Here is an 18,060-nt window from a genome sequence, read left to right as displayed (position 1 = left end):
GGCAATCTCCCATCGGACTACCGGATCTGTCGTGAAACCGGACCTTCGCGGGTACGCTCCATTCCCCGCCGCCACGGGGCTTGCCACAGGGAAGGAGGATGGATGGCCCGCTACGACGAGCACGACCAGGCACGGTGGGTGCCGGAGCCGCCGGGTAACCCCGAGCGGAGCGCGTTCGAGCGGGACCGGGCACGCGTGCTCCACAGCGCCTCGCTGCGCAGGCTCGCCGCCAAGACGCAGGTGGTCGCCCCCGCCGACTGCACCGGCCTGCACAGCCCCCGCACACGGTTGACCCACTCCCTGGAGTGCGCGCAGATCGGCCGGGAGATGGGCAAGGTCCTCGGCTGCGACCCCGACCTGGTGGAGACCGCCTGTCTCGCCCACGACCTCGGCCATCCCCCGTTCGGCCACAACGGGGAGGCCGCCCTCGACGAACTGGCCGCGCCGTGCGGCGGGTTCCAGGGCAACGCGCAGAACCTGCGCCTGCTGACCCGGCTGGAGGCCAAGGTCATCACCGAGGACGGCCGCAGCGCCGGGCTCAACCTCACCCGGGCCGCGCTCGACTCGGTCTGCAAGTATCCCTGGGCCGGGTCCTCCTGCCGGGTCCCGGGCGTTCCGCTCGCCGCAGAGGGCCGGCCCTACTGCGTCTACCCCGACGACCTGGCGGTCTTCCGCTGGGTGCGGGAGGGGGCGCCCGACTACGCGGTCGGCTTCGAGGCGCAGGTCATGGACTGGGCGGACGACGTGGCCTACTCGGTGCACGACCTGGAGGACGCGCTGACGTGCGGCCACGTCACGATGGCGGCCCTGCGCGACCCGGAGGAGCGGCTCGAGGTGTGCCGTCTGACGAGGGAGTGGTACGCGCCCGACGCGGGCTTGGAGGAACTGTCGGAGACCTTCGCCCGGCTGCTCGCCGAGCCGCTGTGGCCGGCCGCCTTCGATGCCGGGCTCGCCGACCTCGCCGCGCTCAAGCGGCTCACCAGCGCGCTCATCGGCCGGCTGTGCCGCGCCGCCCAGGACGCCACGCGCGAAACGTACGGCTGCCGCCCCACGCCGGGAGACAGGGGCGGCCACAACCGGTACGACGCGGACCTGGTGGTGCCGAGGACGACCCGCCTGGAGTGCGCGCTGCTCAAGGGGGTGACGGCCCGCTACGTGATGTCCAGGGAGGCCCACCACGCCGTCCAGGCCCGGCAGCGCGAGATCATCGCCGAGCTGGGCGACCTCATCCTGCGCGGCGCCCCGGCGACGCTGGAGCCCGCCCTGCGGCCGCAGTTCGAGCAGGCCGCCGACGACGCGGGGCGGCTGCGCGCGGTGGTCGACCAGATCGCCTCACTGACCGACGCCTCCGCCATGGGCTGGCACCGCCGCCTGTCGGCGGCCACGCACCGCCTCAAGGCCGGCTGACCCGCCGGGCCGCCTCAGGACCGGCTGAGACCCGCCGCGCCACCTCCGCCGCCGCGCGCACGAAGGCGGCCAGCGCCCGCGACCGCGCGTCCCGCGGCCAGGCCAGGACCAGCGTCGTCGGCGGCGCGTCGGCCACGGGCACGCCGACGAGGTCGTGACGCAGGTTCGCCCGGATCGACTCGGGGACGACCGCCACGGCCCGGCCGAGCGCGACGAGATGCATGAGCTGGCCGCTCTCGGCGATCCGGGAGAAGCCCTCGGGGACGGCACCGGGCCACCGCGGCAGCGGCTCGCCGTCGAGGTCCGCCATCGACAGCTCCGCGCGCCCGGCGAGCCGGTGCCCCCGGGGCAGCACCGCCACCTGGCTCTCGACCAGGAGCTCCTCGACCGCCAGGCCGGTCAGGTCCTCACGCGGGGCGTGCAGCAGGGCGGCGTCGGCCCGGCCGTCCCGCACCATCGCGCCCCGCTCCCGTGCGCTGAAGACGATGTCGACGGGCAGCGCGCCCGGCGTGGCCGCGTACGCCGCGAGGATCTCGGGCAGCAGGTCCGCGTCCCCGCCCGGTTTGGCGGCGAGCACGAGCGAGGGCTCGCTCCGCCCGGCCCGCCGGGTCCTGCGCACGGCCGCCGACACCGCGGCGAGCGCGGCGTTGCCCTCCCGCAGCAGCGTCTCACCCGCTTCCGTCAGCGCCACCGTGCGGTGGTCGCGCTCCAGCAGCCGCACCCCGAGGCGGCGTTCGAGCTGCTGGATCGCCCGTGACAGCGGCGGCTGCGCGATACCGAGCCGCCGGGCCGCCCGCCCGAAGTGCAGCTCCTCGGCCACCGCCACGAAATAGGCCAGCTCCCGTGTCTCCACGGTGTCGTCACCGGCGGTCATACCGCGAGGGTATCGCCCGTGACCGAGACGGTGTTGGGCTCCGCGGGGGACGCGGTGATGGGCTTGCTCCATGAACAGCACTGACAGCACTGACACCGTCGCCCTCGTCACGGGCGCGAACAAGGGCATCGGCTATGAGGTCGCCAGGCAGCTCGGCGAGCTCGGCATGACCGTGCTGCTCGGGGCGCGCGACCCGGGACGCCGGGACGAGGCGACCGCGAAGCTGCGGGCGGAGGGCCTGGAGGTCCACCCGCTGACGATCGACGTCACCGGAGGGGAGAGCGTGCGGGCGGCGGCGGCGCGGGTGGGGGAGCGGTTCGGCCGCCTCGACGTGCTCGTCAACAACGCCGGCATCTCGGGCGGGACGCGGCAGACGCCCGGCTCGGTCGACCTCGGCGTCGTGCGCGAGGTGTTCGAGACCAACCTCTTCGGCGTCATCCGGGTGACCGACGCGATGTTGCCGCTGCTGCAGCGGTCGGCGGCCGGCCGGATCGTCAACGTGTCGAGCGGCACGGGGTCGATGACGCACATGACCGACCCCGGTCACTACTTCACCGGGAGCCCGGGCTTCGCGGCCTATCCGTCGTCGAAGGCCGCGCTCAACATGCTCACCGTGCAGTACGCCAAGCAGTTGCGCCCGCTCGGCATCCTGGTCAACGCCATCGCCCCCGGGCCGTGCGACACCGACTTCGCCAGGGATCTCGGCAGGTCCCTGCGGCGTACGGCGGCGCAGGGCGCGGCGGTCGCGGTCACGCTCGCGACGCTCGGTGCGGACGGCCCGTCGGGCGGATTCTTCGACGAGGACGGACCGGTGCCCTGGTGACCGTGCTTCTCCGCAGGACCGGTGCCGTGGTGACCGTCCCGTTCACAGCGGGATGACCACCACGTCGTCGTCGCTGCCGCCCCCGTTCTTCTTTTTCTTCGTGGGCGGCTTGGTCTCGTCCGGGGTGGGCGTGGGCTGCTTGGACGAGTTGGACGCGCACAGTTGCGTGCAGGCCGGGGTCGCGCCCATCTTCTTGCGCAGCGTGAGCATGGCCTTGCGTGGGGAGACGGTGCGGTTGCCGTCGTCCCAGGCGTCCAGGTAGGGCCACGCCGGCACCACGCCCCGCCGCACCCACCAGTACTGGGGCGCGGCCGGCCACGAGATGGCGAAGTAGAGGTTGCTCGCGGTGTCGCGCGCGTTGCCCGTGTTGCCCACCCGGCCGAGCAGCTGCCCGGCCTTGACCTTGGTGCCCGGCGTGATGTCCTGCTCCACGGAGTCGAGGTGCCCGCCGAGGTACAGCACGCCGTCCTCGCCCTTGACCGTGACGAACCGGCCCTCCCGGTCGGCGCCGCGGTCGGTCGAGGGCGTCCAGAGGTTCTTGACGTTGACCTCCTGGACCACTCCGTCGACCGGCGACACGAACGCGCATCCCTTGGCCGCCCAGACGATGGTCTTGGGAAGCACGAGCAGCTTGCGGGAGTACGACACCTTGCAGCCCTTGATGGGGAAGGCGTACGTGTAGGAGGACACCTTCGGCGGGGGGACCCGCACCGGCTCGTCCCCGGGCGGAGGCACGACGTGGCCGGGCTGGGAGTCGTCCATGGCGGCCGTGACGCCGCCTCCCGGCGGCGGCGTGGGCGGCAGCGTGCTCACTCCCGCGACCCCGGCGGGCGCGCCGCAGGACGCCGCGACGAACGCGGCGCCGGCGAGGGCGGCCAGTCTCCCCGATCGCATGATCTCCACCTGGTCGACGTTACCGAACCTTTCCTTTGTAACGGACCAAGCCGCACATCACGACCGGTTCGGGAAAGTCGTGACATGTCCTCGACCATCCGCGGTGGGGCGTCCGGGCTGTCGGGGGCAGGCTCTAGACTCGCCAGCGTGGCAGGGCGAAGCGGTCGGATCAGTGACGAGGACATCGCGCTCGTGCGGGAGCGCTCGCCGATCGCCGACGTCGTCGGCGAGCACATCCAGCTCCGCAACGCGGGCGGGGGCAACCTGAAGGGGCTGTGCCCGTTCCACGACGAGAAGTCGCCCTCGTTCAACGTCACCCCGGCCCGTGGCTACTACTACTGCTTCGGCTGCGCCGAGGGCGGCGACGTCATCACGTTCGTTCGCAAGATCGAGAACCTGACGTTCACCGAGGCCGTCGAGCGGCTCGCCCAGCGCGCCGGTATCCAGCTCCGCTACGAGCAGGGCGGCTATGTGCCCGGTCGTGAGCAGGGCGAGCGGCTGCGGCTGATCGAGGCGCACCGCGCCGCCGCCGAGTTCTACGCCGAGCGGCTGTCCGGCCCGGAGGCGGCCCCGGGGCGGCGCTTCCTGTCCGAGCGCGGCTTCGAGCGGGCCGACGCCGAGCATTTCGGCGTCGGCTACGCCCCCAACGAGTGGGAGGCGCTGTCGCGGCACCTGATGGCCCGCGGGTTCACCTCCCAGGAGCTGATCAAGGGAGGCCTGGCCCGCGAGGGCAGGCGCGGGCCCGTCGACCGGTTCCGCGGCCGGCTGGTCTGGCCGATCCGCGACATCACCGGCGACGTCATCGGCTTCGGCGCGCGCAAGCTGCTCGACTCCGACGACGGCCCCAAATACCTGAACACCCCCGAGAGCCCGATCTACCACAAGAGCTCGGTGCTGTACGGCGTGGACCTCGCCAAGCGGGAGATCGCCAAGCGGTCACAGGCCGTCATCGTGGAGGGCTACACCGACGTCATGGCCTGCCATCTGGCCGGCGTGCCGACCGCGGTGGCCACCTGCGGCACCTCCTTCGGGGAGGACCACATCAAGGTCCTGCGCCGGCTGCTGCTCGACCAGGCCGAGTTCCGGGGTGAGGTGATCTTCACCTTCGACGGCGACTCGGCGGGGCAGAAGGCCGCCCTGCGCGCGTTCCAGGACGAGCAGAAGTTCGTCACGCAGACCTTCGTCGCCGTCCAGCCCGACGGCCTCGACCCCTGCGACCTGCGGGTCAAGCAGGGCGACGCCGCCGTGCGCGACCTGGTCGCCAGCCGCGAGCCGCTGTTCGCCTTCGCGATCCGCAGCATCCTGTCGCGCTACGACCTCAACACCAACGAGGGACGCCTGGCCGCGCTCGACGCCGCCGCGCCCGTCGTGGCCTCGATCAAGGACCCGGGGCTGCGCAAGACCTACGTGGTGGACCTCGACCGCTGGATCGGCTTCATGGACGAGGGCTTCGTCATCCAGCGCGTACAGCAGGTCGTGGGGCGGGCGCAGGAGGGCGTCCACGCTCCCGGGCGACGGCAGCCGGCGCGCGGGGCCGCGCCCGCGCGGTCCGCCCCGGTGCGTCAGGAGCCCCTGGACCCCGCCGTCCGCCTGGAGGCGGAGGCGCTCAAGCTCGCCGTCCAGCGGCCCGCGCTGCTCGGGCCGGAGTTCGACGCGCTCGGCGCGGCGACGTTCACCCTGCCCGAGCACGTCGCGCTCTACGAGGTCATCCTGGCGGCGGGAGGGACCGCCGCCGGAGGACCCGGCGGGCGCGAGTGGGTCGACCGGCTGCTGGAGCAGGCCGACGCCGGGACGCCCGGCGGGACCGGCGTCGACCTGAGTTCGCTCGTCACCCGGTTCGCGGTCGAGGCCGTGCGCGCCGACGTCAACGTCGAGGAGCGGTACGGCGCGGCCGTCCTGGCCAAGATCCAGGAGGTCGCGGTCGGCCGGGCCGTCGCCCAGGTGAAGTCGCGCCTGCAGCGGCTCAACCCGGTCGAGGAGCAGCAGGAGTACAACCGGCTGTTCGGCGAACTCGTGGCGCTGGAACAGCAGCGACGCGTGTTGCGAGAACGCGCCAGCGGGGCCTGAATAAACGTCCCTTTCCAGATCTCACAGCCGCCAAACATATGTTTTGATCTCGATTCGGTATTGACTTCCGCCTTACCTTGGGTGACAAAAATAGGCCTGCCATTTAGTGGTGCCTTTCCTGCACACTGTGTTGCGTGGGTGCATCGGTGCTGCCAAGCAGGCCGCCATCGGTAGACCAGGTGGCGGACCTCGTCGCTAAGGGAAGGGAACGCGGGAGCGTCACGGTTGACGACGTGGCCGCCGCGCTCGACCGATCCGAGTTGCCCGCCGACGCGCTGGAGCGCGTCGTGCGGATGCTCGCCGAGAACGGGGTTGAGGTCCTCGAGCCGCAAGGCGACGAGGAGCCCAGCAAGCCGGACGAGGAGGATATCGGCAAACGCGCTCCGACCAGCGACCTGGTCAGGATCTACCTCAGGGAGATCGGCAGGGTTCCGCTGCTCACCGCCGAGGAGGAGGTGGAACTGGCCAAGGCCATCGAGGCCGGTCTGTTCGCGGAGGACAAGCTCTGCGAGAGCCCCGCCGCCAGGTTCGCCCGGCCGGAGCTGGAAGACCTGGTCTGGGAGGGCGTCCGCGCCAAGCAGCGGCTCATCGAGGCCAACCTCAGGCTCGTGGTCTCCATCGCCAAGCGCTATGTGGGGCGCGGAATGCTGTTCCTGGATCTCATTCAGGAAGGCAATCTCGGTCTCATCCGTGCGGTCGAGAAATTCGACTACACCAAGGGATACAAGTTCTCGACCTATGCGACCTGGTGGATTCGCCAGGCGATCACCCGGGCGATCGCCGACCAGGCGAGAACGATCCGGATTCCCGTGCACATGGTCGAAACGATCAACAAATTGGTCCGCGTGCAGCGGCAGCTTCACCAGGATCTCGGCCGGGAGCCCGCCCCCGAGGAGATCGCCGCCGAGATGGACCTGCCGATCGACCGCGTGGTGGAGATCCAGCGCATCGCGCAGGAGCCGGTCTCGCTCCAGGCGCCCATCGGCGAGGAGGACTCCGACCTCGGCGACTTCATCGAGGACGCCGACGCCGTGGTGCCGATGGAGGCCGCGGCCTTCATCATGCTGCAGGACCAGCTCGACGACATCCTGGCCACGCTGTCGGAGCGCGAGCAGCGGATCATCCAGCTGCGGTTCGGCCTCTCCGACGGCCACCCCCGCACGCTGGAGGAGGTCGGCCGGGAGTTCGGCGTGACGCGTGAGCGCATCCGCCAGATCGAGTCCAAGACGCTGGCCAAGCTGCGCCACCCCACCCGGGCCCAGATGCTCCGGGACTACCTGGACTGACGCCTCGACCGCGACGAGCGCCTCCCGCCGCTGGGAGGCGCTCGTCGCGTTTCGGGGCGGCCGGCGGCCCCGCTCGCGGATCACCCGCTCGGAACTCGGGTATCTCGCCGGACTTCGGGAGCGGCTTCCCTGAGATGTGAAGCGGCTCCTTCCGGGGGGAGCGAAGTCGACACCGGGGCGCCGGATAGCCTCGGGGGTGTTAACGGTCGACGTACGCTGGCGGTGCTGCTCCCTTGACCTCTCAGAAGCCCTCGCTGTCCCGTCTGTTCGGCTCCCGGCTGCCCCGTGAGGTCCGTACGGCTCTCGCCCTGGAGAGCGGCGAGCGTCCGATCAGCCACGCGCTGACGCCGGAGGGCGGCCACATCGTCGCCACCACCCGGGCGCTGCACCTGCCGGACGGGCCGCGCCTGGCGTGGCACCTGATGGACAAGGCCGTGTGGGACGAGGAGGGCGTGACGGTCACGATGACGGACGGGGCCGTCCACCGGGCCCTCCTGCCCGAGCCGGGCAGACTGCCGGAGACGATCCGCGAGCGGGTGACCTCGACGATCGTCGCGAGTCGCCATGTGACCATCAACGGCCGTGGGGGAGTGCGCCTTGTCGCCCGCCGGATCCCCGGCTACGACACCCCGCGCTGGGAGTTCATCTTCGACCCCGGGCTCGACGCCGACGACCCGGGCCTGCGCGCCCACGCCGAGCAGGCCCTCGAAGAGGTACGCCGCAGCCTCGGCGTCTGACGCGGCGGGCCCCCGGCGTGATGCCGGGGGCCCGCCGATGGCGCGGCACGCCGTCCGGGCCGGTCCTCCATGGGGAGACGGAGCCGGACCGGCACCCGTCCGGTCTCGGGGGCGGTTCAGGGGATCTGGTCGGCGCCGGCCGGCCAGCCGGTGGCCGTGCCGACCCGGTCGGTTCTGTCGGCCTGCTCCCAGGTCTCCGTCTTCTTCAGGAACGGCACCTTGTCGCCCGCGAAGTCCTTGGCCTTGCCCGCCACCTTCGAGGCCTGGGCGCCGACCAGCCCCGCCGCCTCCTGCACCGTGGGGCTGTCCGCGAACCGCTGCGCGAAACGCTTGATCTGCTCGTAGCGCTCACGCCCGGCCCGCGTGCCGAGGACGTAGCCGACGGCCAGCCCGGTGGCGAACATCGCCTTGTATCGCATCTTCCACCTCCGCGCTCGTGTTCCCCGCCCCCCTACCCCGAGGGCCTGTCTCTATCCAACAGCAGCCGTTCCGGCCCCGCCCGGGCGGGCTCCCGGGCCGTCCGGGCGCTCTTTGCCGTACGCCGATCAAGACCCGACGACTCGCGGACGGAATCGATGTGACAGACACCCCCCGGAGTGCGCTAATCTAGTTCCGCGCCGCAAGGAAAGCCGAAAGGCCGGAACGAGCGGAGCAGGCAGTAACAGCAGTAACAGCAGTAAGAGCACGATCCCGTGTAGCTCAATCGGCAGAGCAGCCGGCTGTTAACCGGCAGGTTATAGGTTCGAGTCCTATCGCGGGAGCATTTCACCCCGGGGCGGTGGTCACAGACCACCGCCCCGGGGCTTTTGCATGTGTCGGCACATGCCAATGGAGAGGACGGACACCCGACGATCTGGCCCTCAGTGAGGAAGCGGCCCGACGCGAGGGGCGTCTGAAGCCGAGACCACCCGGGAGAGGCATGTCTCGTCGCTCTCGCCCGGGCGCGGTCAACATCGTGCTCGCCGCGAAGTGCCGCATGGGCGTCGTACAGCGGTCAGCGGCGATGGTACGCATCTGAGCGGTGCCTGATGTCGAGGATGTGCACCTCACGAGGCCCCTGCTGATCATGAATCTCGTAGAGGATGCGCCACTCGCGCATCAGGCGAGCGCTGAAGATCCCGTCGAGAGGCGCCTGAAGCTCTTTGCCGACCCGGTATGGGTTCTCGAGCAGCGGACCCGTGATGAGTTCGACCGCACCGACAGCGACGTCTGGAGGTAACTTGTCGGAGATCGCACGTCTGGCGGCCGCGCCGAGAACAGGCTCGAACGGCTCGCGGGGGAATGACATCACTGCCGACCGTCAAGTAGCCCCCGGATGGCTTCCCTGCCACGGAGACCTTCTCCGCGGGCGATGGAGGCACGGGACTCGATAACGGCTTGAAGGGCGTCGTTGTCGGACAACACTTCGATGGTCTCGCGCAGGCGGGCGATCAGGTCAGGCTGATCCGCTGGAACGACTGCGGCCAGGCGCTTCCCGTTTCCCGTCACGGTGACCACCTGACCGTTCGAAGCTGAAACCACAGCCTCGTCCCACCGCTCGGGGTGAGCGTGCAATTCCTCCAAGGGAATCTCGCGTGCCGCCTCGCTCATGCCTTCCATCGTATGTTGCGCCTACTCACGACGGCAGTGAGAACGTGGAGCGACTTGGAGGACCAAGCCCGCTGCGGTCCAGTCGTACTCGATGTACGGGGCGTCGTCGCTCAGGCTTACGCGGATTGCCGTCGGGGCGAGTGTCTGGAGACGAGGACGGAAGGCAAGGGTTGCAGCTGTTCGCCGGGGATGACTGAACCGTGTCCCACCCCGACGTGATTCTGGAGTGGTTGCGTGATCCCGAGCGGCACCTCCCACCGCAGCGCGACGGTGATCTGGTCCGAGACGGGGTCTGTTCCTTCTTCATCGCCCAGAAATTGGGGGTGAGCCAACCGACTTGCGGCGATCATCTGCGAGTGCTCTCCCAGGCGGGGCTGGTGCGCGGCAAGAAGATCAAGCAGTGGGTGTTCTACCAGCGCGGCGAGGACCGCATCGCGCAGGCGAAGGAGTTGCTGAGCGGTGAGTGGTGAGCTGGACGGCGCCGTCGCGGTGCCCGGCGGCCTGGGGCTCTATGAGAGTCTCATCGGGGACCTGGATGCCGCCGGGGCGCGGTATCGGCTGATCGACCGGCAGGCGTTCACCGTCCCGGCCGGGATGTCGCACCGGCCCGTCGTCCCCGTCCGCAGCGCCGTACTGATGATCGAGAAGGCAGGCGTCATCGCCACCGGAGACTGACCGCGCCGGTGTGGGGATTTGGCGGACAAATCCGGGGACATCGCGGAAAATGTGATCGCCGTGGCCGTACCGGTCGCGGCTGCCGCGGACCACGGACGGCGCAGTGGGGTGAGGGCCACTGCGGGAAGGGTGTCGCCGCCGGCCCGGAACCGGTGCGGGGCGCCCGTGAGCGCGAAGTGTGTGGCGGTCGTGCTGAGTTGGCGGAAATCGAAAAAGACCCCCGCGCCCGTACGGGAGCGCGGGGAGGAGATCGACTGGCGGGAGGCGGAGAACTTCATCCGGCTCCACCACGCGGAGAACCCGATGGCGGGCCCGGTGGAGCCCCGGCTCCGGGAGGTCCTCGCGGAGATCGACCAGACAGGGACGTACACGCACACCACGGGCGAGCTGACCTTCGGCGCGCGGGTGGCGTGGCGCAACAGCAACCGGTGCATCGGGCGCCTCTACTGGCGGTCGCTGCAGGTCCGTGACCGGCGGCACGTGGACACCGCCGACGGCGTGGCCGAGGAGTGCGTCGAGCACCTCAGGGCGGCCACAGGGAGGGGCAGGATCCGCCCCACCATCACGGTGCTCGCCCCCGACCGGCCGGGGGAGCGGGCGCCGCGAATCCTCAACGACCAGCTCATCCGGTACGCCGGGTACACCCGCGAGGACGGCTCCGTCCTCGGGGACCCGGCGAACGCGGAGATCACCAAGCGGGCCCTGCGGATGGGCTGGCGGGGGGAGGGCACGAGGTTCGACGTCCTGCCGCTGGTCGTGGAGGCCAAGGGCGCCCTGGTCCTGCGGGAGGTGCCGCACGAGGTGGTCCTGGAGGTGCCCCTGCGGCACCCGGCCTTCCCGTGGTTCGCCGACCTGGGGCTCAAGTGGCACGCCGTGCCGGCGATCTCGAACATGTCACTGGAGATCGGCGGGATCGCCTATCCGTGCGCGCCGTTCAACGGCTGGTACATGGGAACCGAGATCGGCGCGCGCAACCTCGCCGACCGGGACCGCTACGACCAGCTTCCCGTGGTCGCCGAGCGGCTCGGCCTCGACACCTCCCACGAGCGGACGCTCTGGCGTGACCAGGCGCTGGTGGAGCTCAACGTCGCCGTGCTGCACTCCTTCGCGGAGGACGGCGTCACGATCACCGACCACCACACCGAGGCGCGGCGGTTCCTGACCCATCTGGAGCGGGAGGAGCGCAGCGGACGCGTCTGCCCCGCGGACTGGTCCTGGATCGTGCCTCCCCTGTCCGGCGCCGCGACGCCGGTCTTCCACCGCTACTACGACGACGTACGGCTCACGCCGGCCTACGTCCACCGCCCTCCCGTGGTGTAGAACATAGTTCGGGTTAGGGAGGGTGAACATGGTGGTGCTGTCCGAGGACGACGGCGGTGTGCGGATCCTGACGTTGAACCGGCCGGAACGGCTGAACGCCTGGACCGCCGAGATGGGACGGCGCTACTTCGACCTGCTGGAGGAGGCCGACCGCGACCCGTCCGTACGGGCGATCGTGGTGACCGGCGCGGGAAAGGGCTTCTGCGCCGGGGCCGACTTCGCGGACCTGACGGCCCTGCAGGCGGGCACGTACGCCGATGAGCAGGACAAAAGGCCGACCACCTTCCCCACCACCCTGCGGACGCCGGTCGTCGCCGCGGTCAACGGCGCCTGCGCCGGTCTGGGGATGGTCCACGCGCTCGTGTGCGACGTGGTCGTCACCGCCGACGACGCCAAGTGGACGACCGCGTTCTCCCGGCGCGGGCTCATCGCGGAGTACGGCCTCGGCTGGATCCTGCCCCGGCTCGCCGGGCAGGCCCGCGCCATGGACCTGCTGCTGTCCGGGCGCGTCTTCACCGGAGCCGAGGCATGCGCCATGGGCCTCGCCGTACGGGCCGTGCCGGGGGAGCGGCTGCTCAGCGAGGCCGTCGCGTACGCGAAGGAGCTGGCCACCCAGTGCTCGCCCGCCTCGATGTCGATCATCAAGCGGCAGATCTGGGGCGGCTGGCAGGCGGGGCTCGACGAGGCCAGGGACGAGGCCGTACGGCTGATGACGGAGTCGTTCCGGCGGCCGGACTTCGCCGAGGGAGTGGCGAGCTTCCTCGAACGCCGGCCGCCGGAGTTCCCGCCCCTGGGATAGGACTCAGCGGAGGCGGTGGGCGCCGGCCACCGGGGTGGCGGGCAGGAACGTCGGCGCGGCCCAGCCGCGCTCGGCGTAGGCCTGCTCCACGGTGGCGCGGACCCGGTCCACCCGGTCGTCGGCGACGAGCGCGATGGCCGAGCCGCCGAAGCCGCCGCCGGTCATCCGCGCCCCGCGCGCGCCGCCCCGCACCGCGCCCTCGACCGCCACGTCCAGTTCCGGGCAGGAGACCTGGTACTGGTCGCGGAGAGACAGGTGTGAGGCGTTCAGCAGGGCGCCGATCTCCTGTACGGCTCCCGCCCGCAGCAGCCCGATGACGGCCTCCACCCGGTGGTTCTCGGTGACGACGTGCTGGGTGCGGGCCCGCTCGTCGCCGCTGAGCCTCGACAGGGCAGCGGCGAGGTCGGTGACGTCCCGCAGCGACGGGACGCCGAGGTGCTTGGCGGCGTTCTCGCAGTCCTGGCGCCGCTTGGCGTACTGCCCGTCGGCCAGTTCGTGGTGCACGCCGGTGTTGATGATGAGGATCTGCAGGCCGTACGCCGACAGGTCGAACGGAACGGCGCGGCCGGCCAGCGAGCGGCAGTCGAGGAACAGCGCGTGCCCCTCCTTGCTCAGCGCCGAGGCCGCCTGGTCCATGATCCCGCACGGCATGCCGACGAACTCGTTCTCGGCCTTCTGGCACAGCCTGGCCAGCTCCATCGGCTCCAGGCCGAGGCCGTACAGGTCGCTCAGGGCGAGTCCGACGGACACCTCCAGCGCCGCGCTGGAGGACAGCCCCGCGCCCTTGGGCACGTCGCCGTCGATCACGATGTCGGCGCCGCGCACCGGCAGCCCGGCGCCGCGCAGGATCGAGACGACTCCGGCGGGGTAGCGGGCCCAGCCCTCGGCCCGCTCGACGTCCTCCAGCACCTGCTCCTCGCCGGGGGCCTGCAGCGAGGAGATCCGGACGGTGCGGTCCTCGCGGGGGCTGACGGCCGCGGTGACGCCCCATGGCACCGCGAACGGCAGCACGAAGCCGTCGTTGTAGTCGGTGTGCTCCCCGATCAGGTTGACCCTGCCGGGCGCGTGCCAGACTCCGGCGGGCTCGCCGCCGTACGCCTGACGGAAAGCATCAATAACGCGCATAGTCGCACACTCCTCAACATCGCAGCCTCCCCGTAGGGTAGCGACTCAGGTGCCCGCGCGGTTAAGCGGGAGAAACCGCGCCTCGCCGGTCCGCACCCGTCTCGTCTCCGACGGAATGAGGAGAACTCGGATGGCCGCCGGCCTCCGATCGGTCAGCGGGGGGCCGGATTGTCCCCCGGCCGCACCAGGCCGGTCTCGTAGCCGAGGATCACCGCCTGCACCCTGCCGCGCAGGTCCAGTTTCCGCAGCACCGCCGCGACGTGCGTCTTCACGGTGGTCTCGGCCAGGTTGAGCGCCGCCGCTATCTCGGCGTTCGACCTACCGTAAGCGAGCTGCCGCAGCACGTCGAGCTCTCGCCCGGTCAGGACGTCCAATCGATCGGACACCTCCGCCGGGCGGCGCGCCGCGTGCTCCTCGACGATCCTGCGTGTCAGGACGGGGTCGAGCAGCGCCTCGCCGTGGACGGCGGTCCGCACAGCGTGCAGCAGATGCGCCCTCGGCGTCGACTTCAGCAGAAACCCACAGGCCCCGGCGTTCAGCGCGGCGTAGAGGTACTCGTCCCGGTCGAACGTGGTCAACATGATCACGCGGATGGCGAGCCGGGAGTCCGCCAGGATGCGCCGGGCGGCAGCGATGCCGTCCATGCCCGGCATCCGGATATCGAGGAGGACCACGTCGGGCCGGTGCAGCAGGGCCTCGCGGACCGCCTGCTCCCCGTCGCCCGCCTCCGCGACCACCTCGACGTCCTCCTGAGCCTCCAGGATCATCCGAAGGCCGAGCCGTACCAGTTCCTGGTCGTCGGCGAGCAGAACGCGGATCATGTGCGGAGCCTCGCCCGGACCCGGAAGCCGCCCTCCGGGGCGGGCCCGGCGGTCACCGAGCCCCCGACCAGATCCGCCCGTTCGACCATGCCGCGCAGCCCCCGGCCCGACCCCGGGACCGGGGGGAGCCGGGCGGTGCCGTCGTCGACCACCTCGATGACCAGTTCGTCCTCCGCGTACTCCGTCCGCAGGGCGATCTCACCGGGCGCACCGTGCCGTACGGCGTTGGTGAGCGCCTCCTGGATGATACGCCTGGCCGTGTCCGCCACGGCGGGCGGCAGGGGCCTCGCCTCGCCCGTCTCCGTGACCCGGACGTCCACGCCGAGCCGCCGGACGCCGTCGACGAGATCGGACACCGTCAGCCGCGCCGGTCCAGGGCCGAGCATCGACAGCATGGTGTGCAGGTCGGCGGTGGCGGCACGGCCGGTGTCGGCGACGGCCTCCACGGCTTGTGCGGCCCGTTCCGGATCTCGCGGCAGGATCTCGGCCGCCGCCTCGGCCTGGACGACCATGAGACTGATCCCGTGGGAGATCACGTCGTGCAGGTCGCGAGCCAGGCGAGCCCGCTCCTCGGCGGCCGCGAGCGCCTTGGCCGTGGCCTGTTCGCGTTCGAGGGCGTCCGCGCGTTCCCGGGTCAGGCGCAGGTTCGCCGCCCGCTGACGGGCCAGCCATCCGACGAGTGCGGCCCCGCCGAAGTAGACGACCGGATAGACGAGCCCGAGCGCGCTGTCCGCTCCGCTGTGAATCTGCTGGAACGCCATCGCGCCGATCGTCACGGCCAGCGCCCCGTAGCATGCGAAAGCCTCTCGTGCCGATCCGTATCTTGCCAGGGCCGCGCAGAGCACCATGCAGGCGAGGAACGTCGCGAAGGGAGGCGTGGTGAGGAGAGCGGCGAGCACGCCGACCCCGGCGATCACCCCCGCCGCCGCGAGCACGAGCCGCCCCGGAATCAGTGCGAGTGCCCCGATGGCGAGCGCCGACGCCAGCACGGCGGGGGCGAGCCGGCCCGCCGGCGGCTCGGCGAGCAGTTGCGCCAGGCCGACCACCCCGAGGGCGGCCGCGAGCAGAGGGTAGACAGAGCCACGCCAGCCGGACATGGCAGGACGATAGCCGGGGCGACCGGCGCCGAACAGCTACCGCACGGACGACCTTCTCCTCCTCACGGACGAGGCGACTCGGCCACGCGGCGCCGAGGAGACTCCCTCCGGACACCCGGAATCGCTCACACGGCCGAAGAGCGGCGGATCTCGCGCCGCCTAGCGTCCTGGCGACGATCCGCTTCTCCCGGGAAGGTCCTTCCATGACCACTCTCACCGTCCCCGCCACCCGCGCGGCGCGCGGAGCCGCGCTCGCCGCCGGGCCGTCCGCCGTCATCTCCCTGGCCCTGACCGTCGCCGCGATCGCCCAGGGCGGGGACAACGCCGAGATCGCCCGGTCCCCGCTGGGGATCGCGGCCGCGGTCGTGGGACTGCTCAGCCTGATCGCGCTCGCGGTCGCTCTCGTCGACTTTCTCGGCCGCACCGACCGGTTCGCTACCGGGCTCGGCAGACCGGCCTGGCTCCTGGCCCTCATCGGGACGATCATGACGGCCGGCGGGCAGTGGGACGCGGTCTTCCTCGTGCCGGGCCTGGCCGCGAAGGCGCCGCAGATCGCCGACACGGGACTCGACACCACGACGGCCGGCTATCTCCTGTCGTTCGCGCTGCTCGCGCTGGGTTGGATCGCCGTCGCGGTCGTGTTCGTCCGGGCGCGGGTCCGGCCGGCCTGGCTCATGGTCGTCGGCGCGGTCCTGTGCCTCGGCCCGCTGCCCGTCCGCTGGTTCGTCCTGGCGATCGCCGTATCCCTGGTGGGCGGACGGTCCCGCTGACCGCGTGGGAACCGCAGCCCGGCCGGGGAGTCCCGGCCGGGCCTGGAACGCGGATCTCACATCGCGGGTACGGTCGCCCGCTCGTCGGGGACGCAGTGCGTCATCTTCAGCCCCGAGACGTCGCGCGGGCCGTTCTTGCCGAGGTTGGCCAGGCGCTCCCTGTCCTCGTCGGTCAGGTCCTGGCTCGCCAGCGGCTCGAGGTGCATGACGTCGTCCGGCGTGATGCCGAGCCCCTCGCCGACGCGCAGCCCGAGGTCGTCCTCGACCAGCAGGAAGTGCCAGACCATGCGCTCCTGGATCGGCCGGTCGCACTGCGACAGCATGGTGGTCAGGTTCTCCACCAGGTCGTCGCGCTCCCACTGCTCCATGAGCAGGTAGCGCTGGCCCGCCTGCTTGTAGTCGTTGGTCCGCGGGATGCGCTTGCGGGTGAGCCTGCCGACGATCTCCGGGCCCTGCTCGTCGTGCATCGGGAACTGTCCCTCGCGCGGCCCGCCGGTGATGGACGGCTCGTAGTTGACGTGCGGGTTCTCGCCTCCCTGATCCTGGTGGTAGGTCATGAAGCCGTCGCGCTGGTTGGTCCGCACGTCGGCGTTCTTGGCCTGGTTGACCGGCAGCTGCAGGTAGTTCGGCCCGACGCGGTAGCGCTGGGTGTCGCTGTAGGAGAACGTGCGGCCCACCAGCATCTTGTCGTCGGAGAAGTCCAGCCCGTCGACGAGGACGCCGGTGCCGAAGGAGATCTGCTCGTTCTCGGCGAAGACGTTGTCCAACGTCCGGTTCAGGACCATCCGCCCGACCGGCTTGGCCGGGAAGATCTCCTCCGGCCAGACCTTGGTGTCGTCGAGCGGGTCGAAGTCCAGCTCGGGGTGCTCGTCGTCGCTCATCATCTGGACGAGCAGCTCCCACTCCGGACAGTCGCCGCGCTCGATGGCGTCGTGCAGGTCCTTCGTGGCGTGGCCCAGTTCGTGGGCCTGGATGCGGGCGGCGTCCTCGGCCGTCATGCTCCTGACCCCCTGCTTGGGCATCCAGTGGTACTTCACGAGCACGGTCTCGCCCCGGTCGTTCACCCACTTGTAGGTGTTGACCCCGAAGCCCTGCATGTGCCGGTAGTCCGCCGGGATGCCGCGCGGGCTGAACAGGTTGACCAGCATGTGCATGCTCTCCGGGCTCTGCGACATGAAGTCGAAGATCCGGTTCGGCTCCTGCCGGAACGTGACCGGGTCCGGCTTGAGCGCGTGGATCACGTCGGGGAACTTGATGGCGTCGCGGATGAAGAACACCGCGAGGTCGTTCCCGACGAGGTCCCAGTTGCCGTCCTCCGTGTAGAACTTCACGGCGAAGCCGCGCGGGTCGCGGGCGCACTCGGACGAGTCCCGCCCGCCGATCACGGTCGAGAACCGCACCGCCAGGTCGGTGCGCTTCCCGGTCTCCTGGAACAGCTTCGCCCTCGTGAACCGGGCGATCGGCTCGTCGCCCCACCTGCCGTACGCCTCGAAGAAGCCGTACGACGTCGTGCCGCGCGCGTGCACCACCCGTTCCGGGATGCGCTCCCGGTCGAAGTGACTGATCTTCTCCAGGAACTGGTAGTTCTCGAGAGTGGCCGGGCCGCGCGCGCCGACCGTCCGCTGGTTCTGGTTGTCGTAGACCGGGTGCCCTTGACGGTTGGTCAGCACCGGACGCTCGTCCCCAGGCTCCGGTCCCTTGCTCGACACGTCCGTCATGGGACGGCTCCTCTCGCTATTTGATCTCATTTGAGTTGTTTGTCCTCTTCAAGACCC

Annotated in this window: 19 protein-coding genes and 1 tRNA gene; 11 read left to right on the top strand and 9 right to left on the bottom strand. The window is 71.0% G+C overall.

Features of this window, described 5'->3' with window-relative positions; translation table 11 throughout:
- Nucleotides 1–102 precede the first annotated feature (102 nt).
- The gene (locus tag QSK36_RS15585; RefSeq protein WP_139579531.1) at nucleotides 103–1,407 is read left to right on the top strand and encodes a deoxyguanosinetriphosphate triphosphohydrolase; all 1,305 of its coding nucleotides are present in this window, start codon (nucleotides 103–105) and stop codon (nucleotides 1,405–1,407) included.
- Here QSK36_RS15585 and QSK36_RS15580 read toward each other — a convergent pair.
- The gene (locus tag QSK36_RS15580; protein ID WP_285782898.1) at nucleotides 1,394–2,281 is read right to left on the bottom strand and encodes a LysR family transcriptional regulator; all 888 of its coding nucleotides are present in this window, start codon (nucleotides 2,279–2,281) and stop codon (nucleotides 1,394–1,396) included. The two genes, QSK36_RS15585 and QSK36_RS15580, sit on opposite strands and share 14 nt — an antisense overlap.
- 70 nt (nucleotides 2,282–2,351) lie before the next feature.
- On the opposite strand from QSK36_RS15580, the gene QSK36_RS15575 reads away from it, so the two are divergent.
- The gene (locus QSK36_RS15575) at nucleotides 2,352–3,104 is read left to right on the top strand and encodes an SDR family oxidoreductase (RefSeq protein WP_285782897.1); all 753 of its coding nucleotides are present in this window, start codon (nucleotides 2,352–2,354) and stop codon (nucleotides 3,102–3,104) included.
- Between the two features lie 42 nt (nucleotides 3,105–3,146).
- Here QSK36_RS15575 and QSK36_RS15570 read toward each other — a convergent pair whose 3' ends face one another.
- Nucleotides 3,147–3,998 carry a M23 family metallopeptidase gene (locus tag QSK36_RS15570; protein ID WP_183539867.1) on the bottom strand — a complete coding sequence of 284 codons (852 nt, stop codon included), beginning with the start codon at nucleotides 3,996–3,998 and terminating at the stop codon, nucleotides 3,147–3,149.
- 147 nt (nucleotides 3,999–4,145) lie between these two features.
- Between QSK36_RS15570 and dnaG the strand changes: the two genes are divergently transcribed.
- The 3 genes from dnaG (at nucleotide 4,146) to QSK36_RS15555 (ending at nucleotide 8,088) form a co-directional block, all read left to right on the top strand.
- Nucleotides 4,146–6,065, top strand: coding sequence for a DNA primase (gene dnaG, locus QSK36_RS15565; RefSeq protein ID WP_285782896.1), 1,920 nt, complete (start codon nucleotides 4,146–4,148; stop codon nucleotides 6,063–6,065).
- A gap of 146 nt (nucleotides 6,066–6,211) precedes the next feature.
- Nucleotides 6,212–7,351 carry an RNA polymerase sigma factor RpoD gene (rpoD, locus tag QSK36_RS15560; RefSeq protein WP_079312297.1) on the top strand — a complete coding sequence of 380 codons (1,140 nt, stop codon included), beginning with the start codon at nucleotides 6,212–6,214 and terminating at the stop codon, nucleotides 7,349–7,351.
- Nucleotides 7,352–7,584: 233 nt separating this feature from the next.
- Entirely contained in the window at nucleotides 7,585–8,088 is a 504-nt protein-coding gene (locus QSK36_RS15555; RefSeq protein WP_225898384.1) for a hypothetical protein, read from the top strand.
- A gap of 116 nt (nucleotides 8,089–8,204) precedes the next feature.
- Here the strand turns inward: QSK36_RS15555 and QSK36_RS15550 are convergent, their stop codons facing one another.
- Entirely contained in the window at nucleotides 8,205–8,507 is a 303-nt protein-coding gene (locus tag QSK36_RS15550) for a YtxH domain-containing protein (RefSeq protein WP_139579537.1), read from the bottom strand.
- Between the two features lie 269 nt (nucleotides 8,508–8,776).
- On the opposite strand from QSK36_RS15550, the gene QSK36_RS15545 reads away from it, so the two are divergent.
- A tRNA-Asn gene (locus QSK36_RS15545) sits at nucleotides 8,777–8,849 on the top strand.
- A gap of 233 nt (nucleotides 8,850–9,082) precedes the next feature.
- Here QSK36_RS15545 and QSK36_RS15540 read toward each other — a convergent pair.
- On the bottom strand, nucleotides 9,083–9,376 hold the full coding sequence (locus QSK36_RS15540) for a type II toxin-antitoxin system RelE family toxin (protein ID WP_183539099.1): 294 nt from the start codon (nucleotides 9,374–9,376) through the stop codon (nucleotides 9,083–9,085).
- Nucleotides 9,376–9,678, bottom strand: a complete 303-nt coding sequence (locus QSK36_RS15535) for a type II toxin-antitoxin system Phd/YefM family antitoxin (RefSeq protein WP_183539101.1) — start codon at nucleotides 9,676–9,678, stop codon at nucleotides 9,376–9,378. The genes QSK36_RS15540 and QSK36_RS15535 overlap by 1 nt, the downstream gene beginning before the upstream one ends.
- A 200-nt stretch (nucleotides 9,679–9,878) precedes the next feature.
- Here QSK36_RS15535 and QSK36_RS15530 point away from each other — a divergent pair, with 200 nt between their 5' ends.
- The 4 genes from QSK36_RS15530 (at nucleotide 9,879) to QSK36_RS15515 (ending at nucleotide 12,472) form a co-directional block, all read left to right on the top strand.
- The gene (locus tag QSK36_RS15530; protein WP_183539102.1) at nucleotides 9,879–10,148 is read left to right on the top strand and encodes an ArsR/SmtB family transcription factor; all 270 of its coding nucleotides are present in this window, start codon (nucleotides 9,879–9,881) and stop codon (nucleotides 10,146–10,148) included.
- The gene (locus QSK36_RS15525) at nucleotides 10,138–10,353 is read left to right on the top strand and encodes a cupin domain-containing protein (RefSeq protein WP_285782895.1); all 216 of its coding nucleotides are present in this window, start codon (nucleotides 10,138–10,140) and stop codon (nucleotides 10,351–10,353) included. Before QSK36_RS15530 ends, QSK36_RS15525 begins: the two co-directional genes overlap by 11 nt.
- Nucleotides 10,354–10,518: 165 nt before the next feature.
- Nucleotides 10,519–11,673: a nitric oxide synthase oxygenase gene (locus QSK36_RS15520; protein ID WP_285782894.1), complete on the top strand. Its 1,155-nt coding sequence runs from the start codon at nucleotides 10,519–10,521 to the stop codon at nucleotides 11,671–11,673.
- Nucleotides 11,674–11,701: 28 nt separating this feature from the next.
- Nucleotides 11,702–12,472: an enoyl-CoA hydratase-related protein gene (locus tag QSK36_RS15515; RefSeq protein WP_285782893.1), complete on the top strand. Its 771-nt coding sequence runs from the start codon at nucleotides 11,702–11,704 to the stop codon at nucleotides 12,470–12,472.
- A 3-nt stretch (nucleotides 12,473–12,475) separates the two neighbouring features.
- Here QSK36_RS15515 and galK read toward each other — a convergent pair whose 3' ends face one another.
- The 3 genes from galK to QSK36_RS15500 all read right to left on the bottom strand — a co-directional run bounded on the left by galK (nucleotide 12,476) and on the right by QSK36_RS15500 (nucleotide 15,515).
- Nucleotides 12,476–13,597, bottom strand: coding sequence for a galactokinase (gene galK, locus QSK36_RS15510; RefSeq protein WP_183539108.1), 1,122 nt, complete (start codon nucleotides 13,595–13,597; stop codon nucleotides 12,476–12,478).
- Nucleotides 13,598–13,749: 152 nt separating this feature from the next.
- Nucleotides 13,750–14,418: a response regulator gene (locus QSK36_RS15505; protein ID WP_183539110.1), complete on the bottom strand. Its 669-nt coding sequence runs from the start codon at nucleotides 14,416–14,418 to the stop codon at nucleotides 13,750–13,752.
- Nucleotides 14,415–15,515 (bottom strand): sensor histidine kinase, encoded by a 1,101-nt coding sequence (locus QSK36_RS15500; protein WP_285782892.1) that lies wholly within the window; start codon nucleotides 15,513–15,515, stop codon nucleotides 14,415–14,417. Before QSK36_RS15500 ends, QSK36_RS15505 begins: the two co-directional genes overlap by 4 nt.
- Before the next feature lie 203 nt (nucleotides 15,516–15,718).
- Between QSK36_RS15500 and QSK36_RS15495 the strand changes: the two genes are divergently transcribed.
- Nucleotides 15,719–16,285, top strand: a complete 567-nt coding sequence (locus QSK36_RS15495; protein WP_285782891.1) for a hypothetical protein — start codon at nucleotides 15,719–15,721, stop codon at nucleotides 16,283–16,285.
- Between the two features lie 56 nt (nucleotides 16,286–16,341).
- Here QSK36_RS15495 and QSK36_RS15490 read toward each other — a convergent pair whose 3' ends face one another.
- The gene (locus QSK36_RS15490; protein WP_285782890.1) at nucleotides 16,342–18,003 is read right to left on the bottom strand and encodes a catalase; all 1,662 of its coding nucleotides are present in this window, start codon (nucleotides 18,001–18,003) and stop codon (nucleotides 16,342–16,344) included.
- Nucleotides 18,004–18,060 lie beyond the last annotated feature (57 nt).

It is taken from the genome of Microbispora sp. NBRC 16548 (genome assembly GCF_030268985.1).
Lineage (GTDB): Bacteria > Actinomycetota > Actinomycetes > Streptosporangiales > Streptosporangiaceae > Microbispora > Microbispora catharanthi.
Note: the sequence above shows the minus strand (reverse complement) of the source record. Positions and strands in the feature narration are given on the sequence as shown.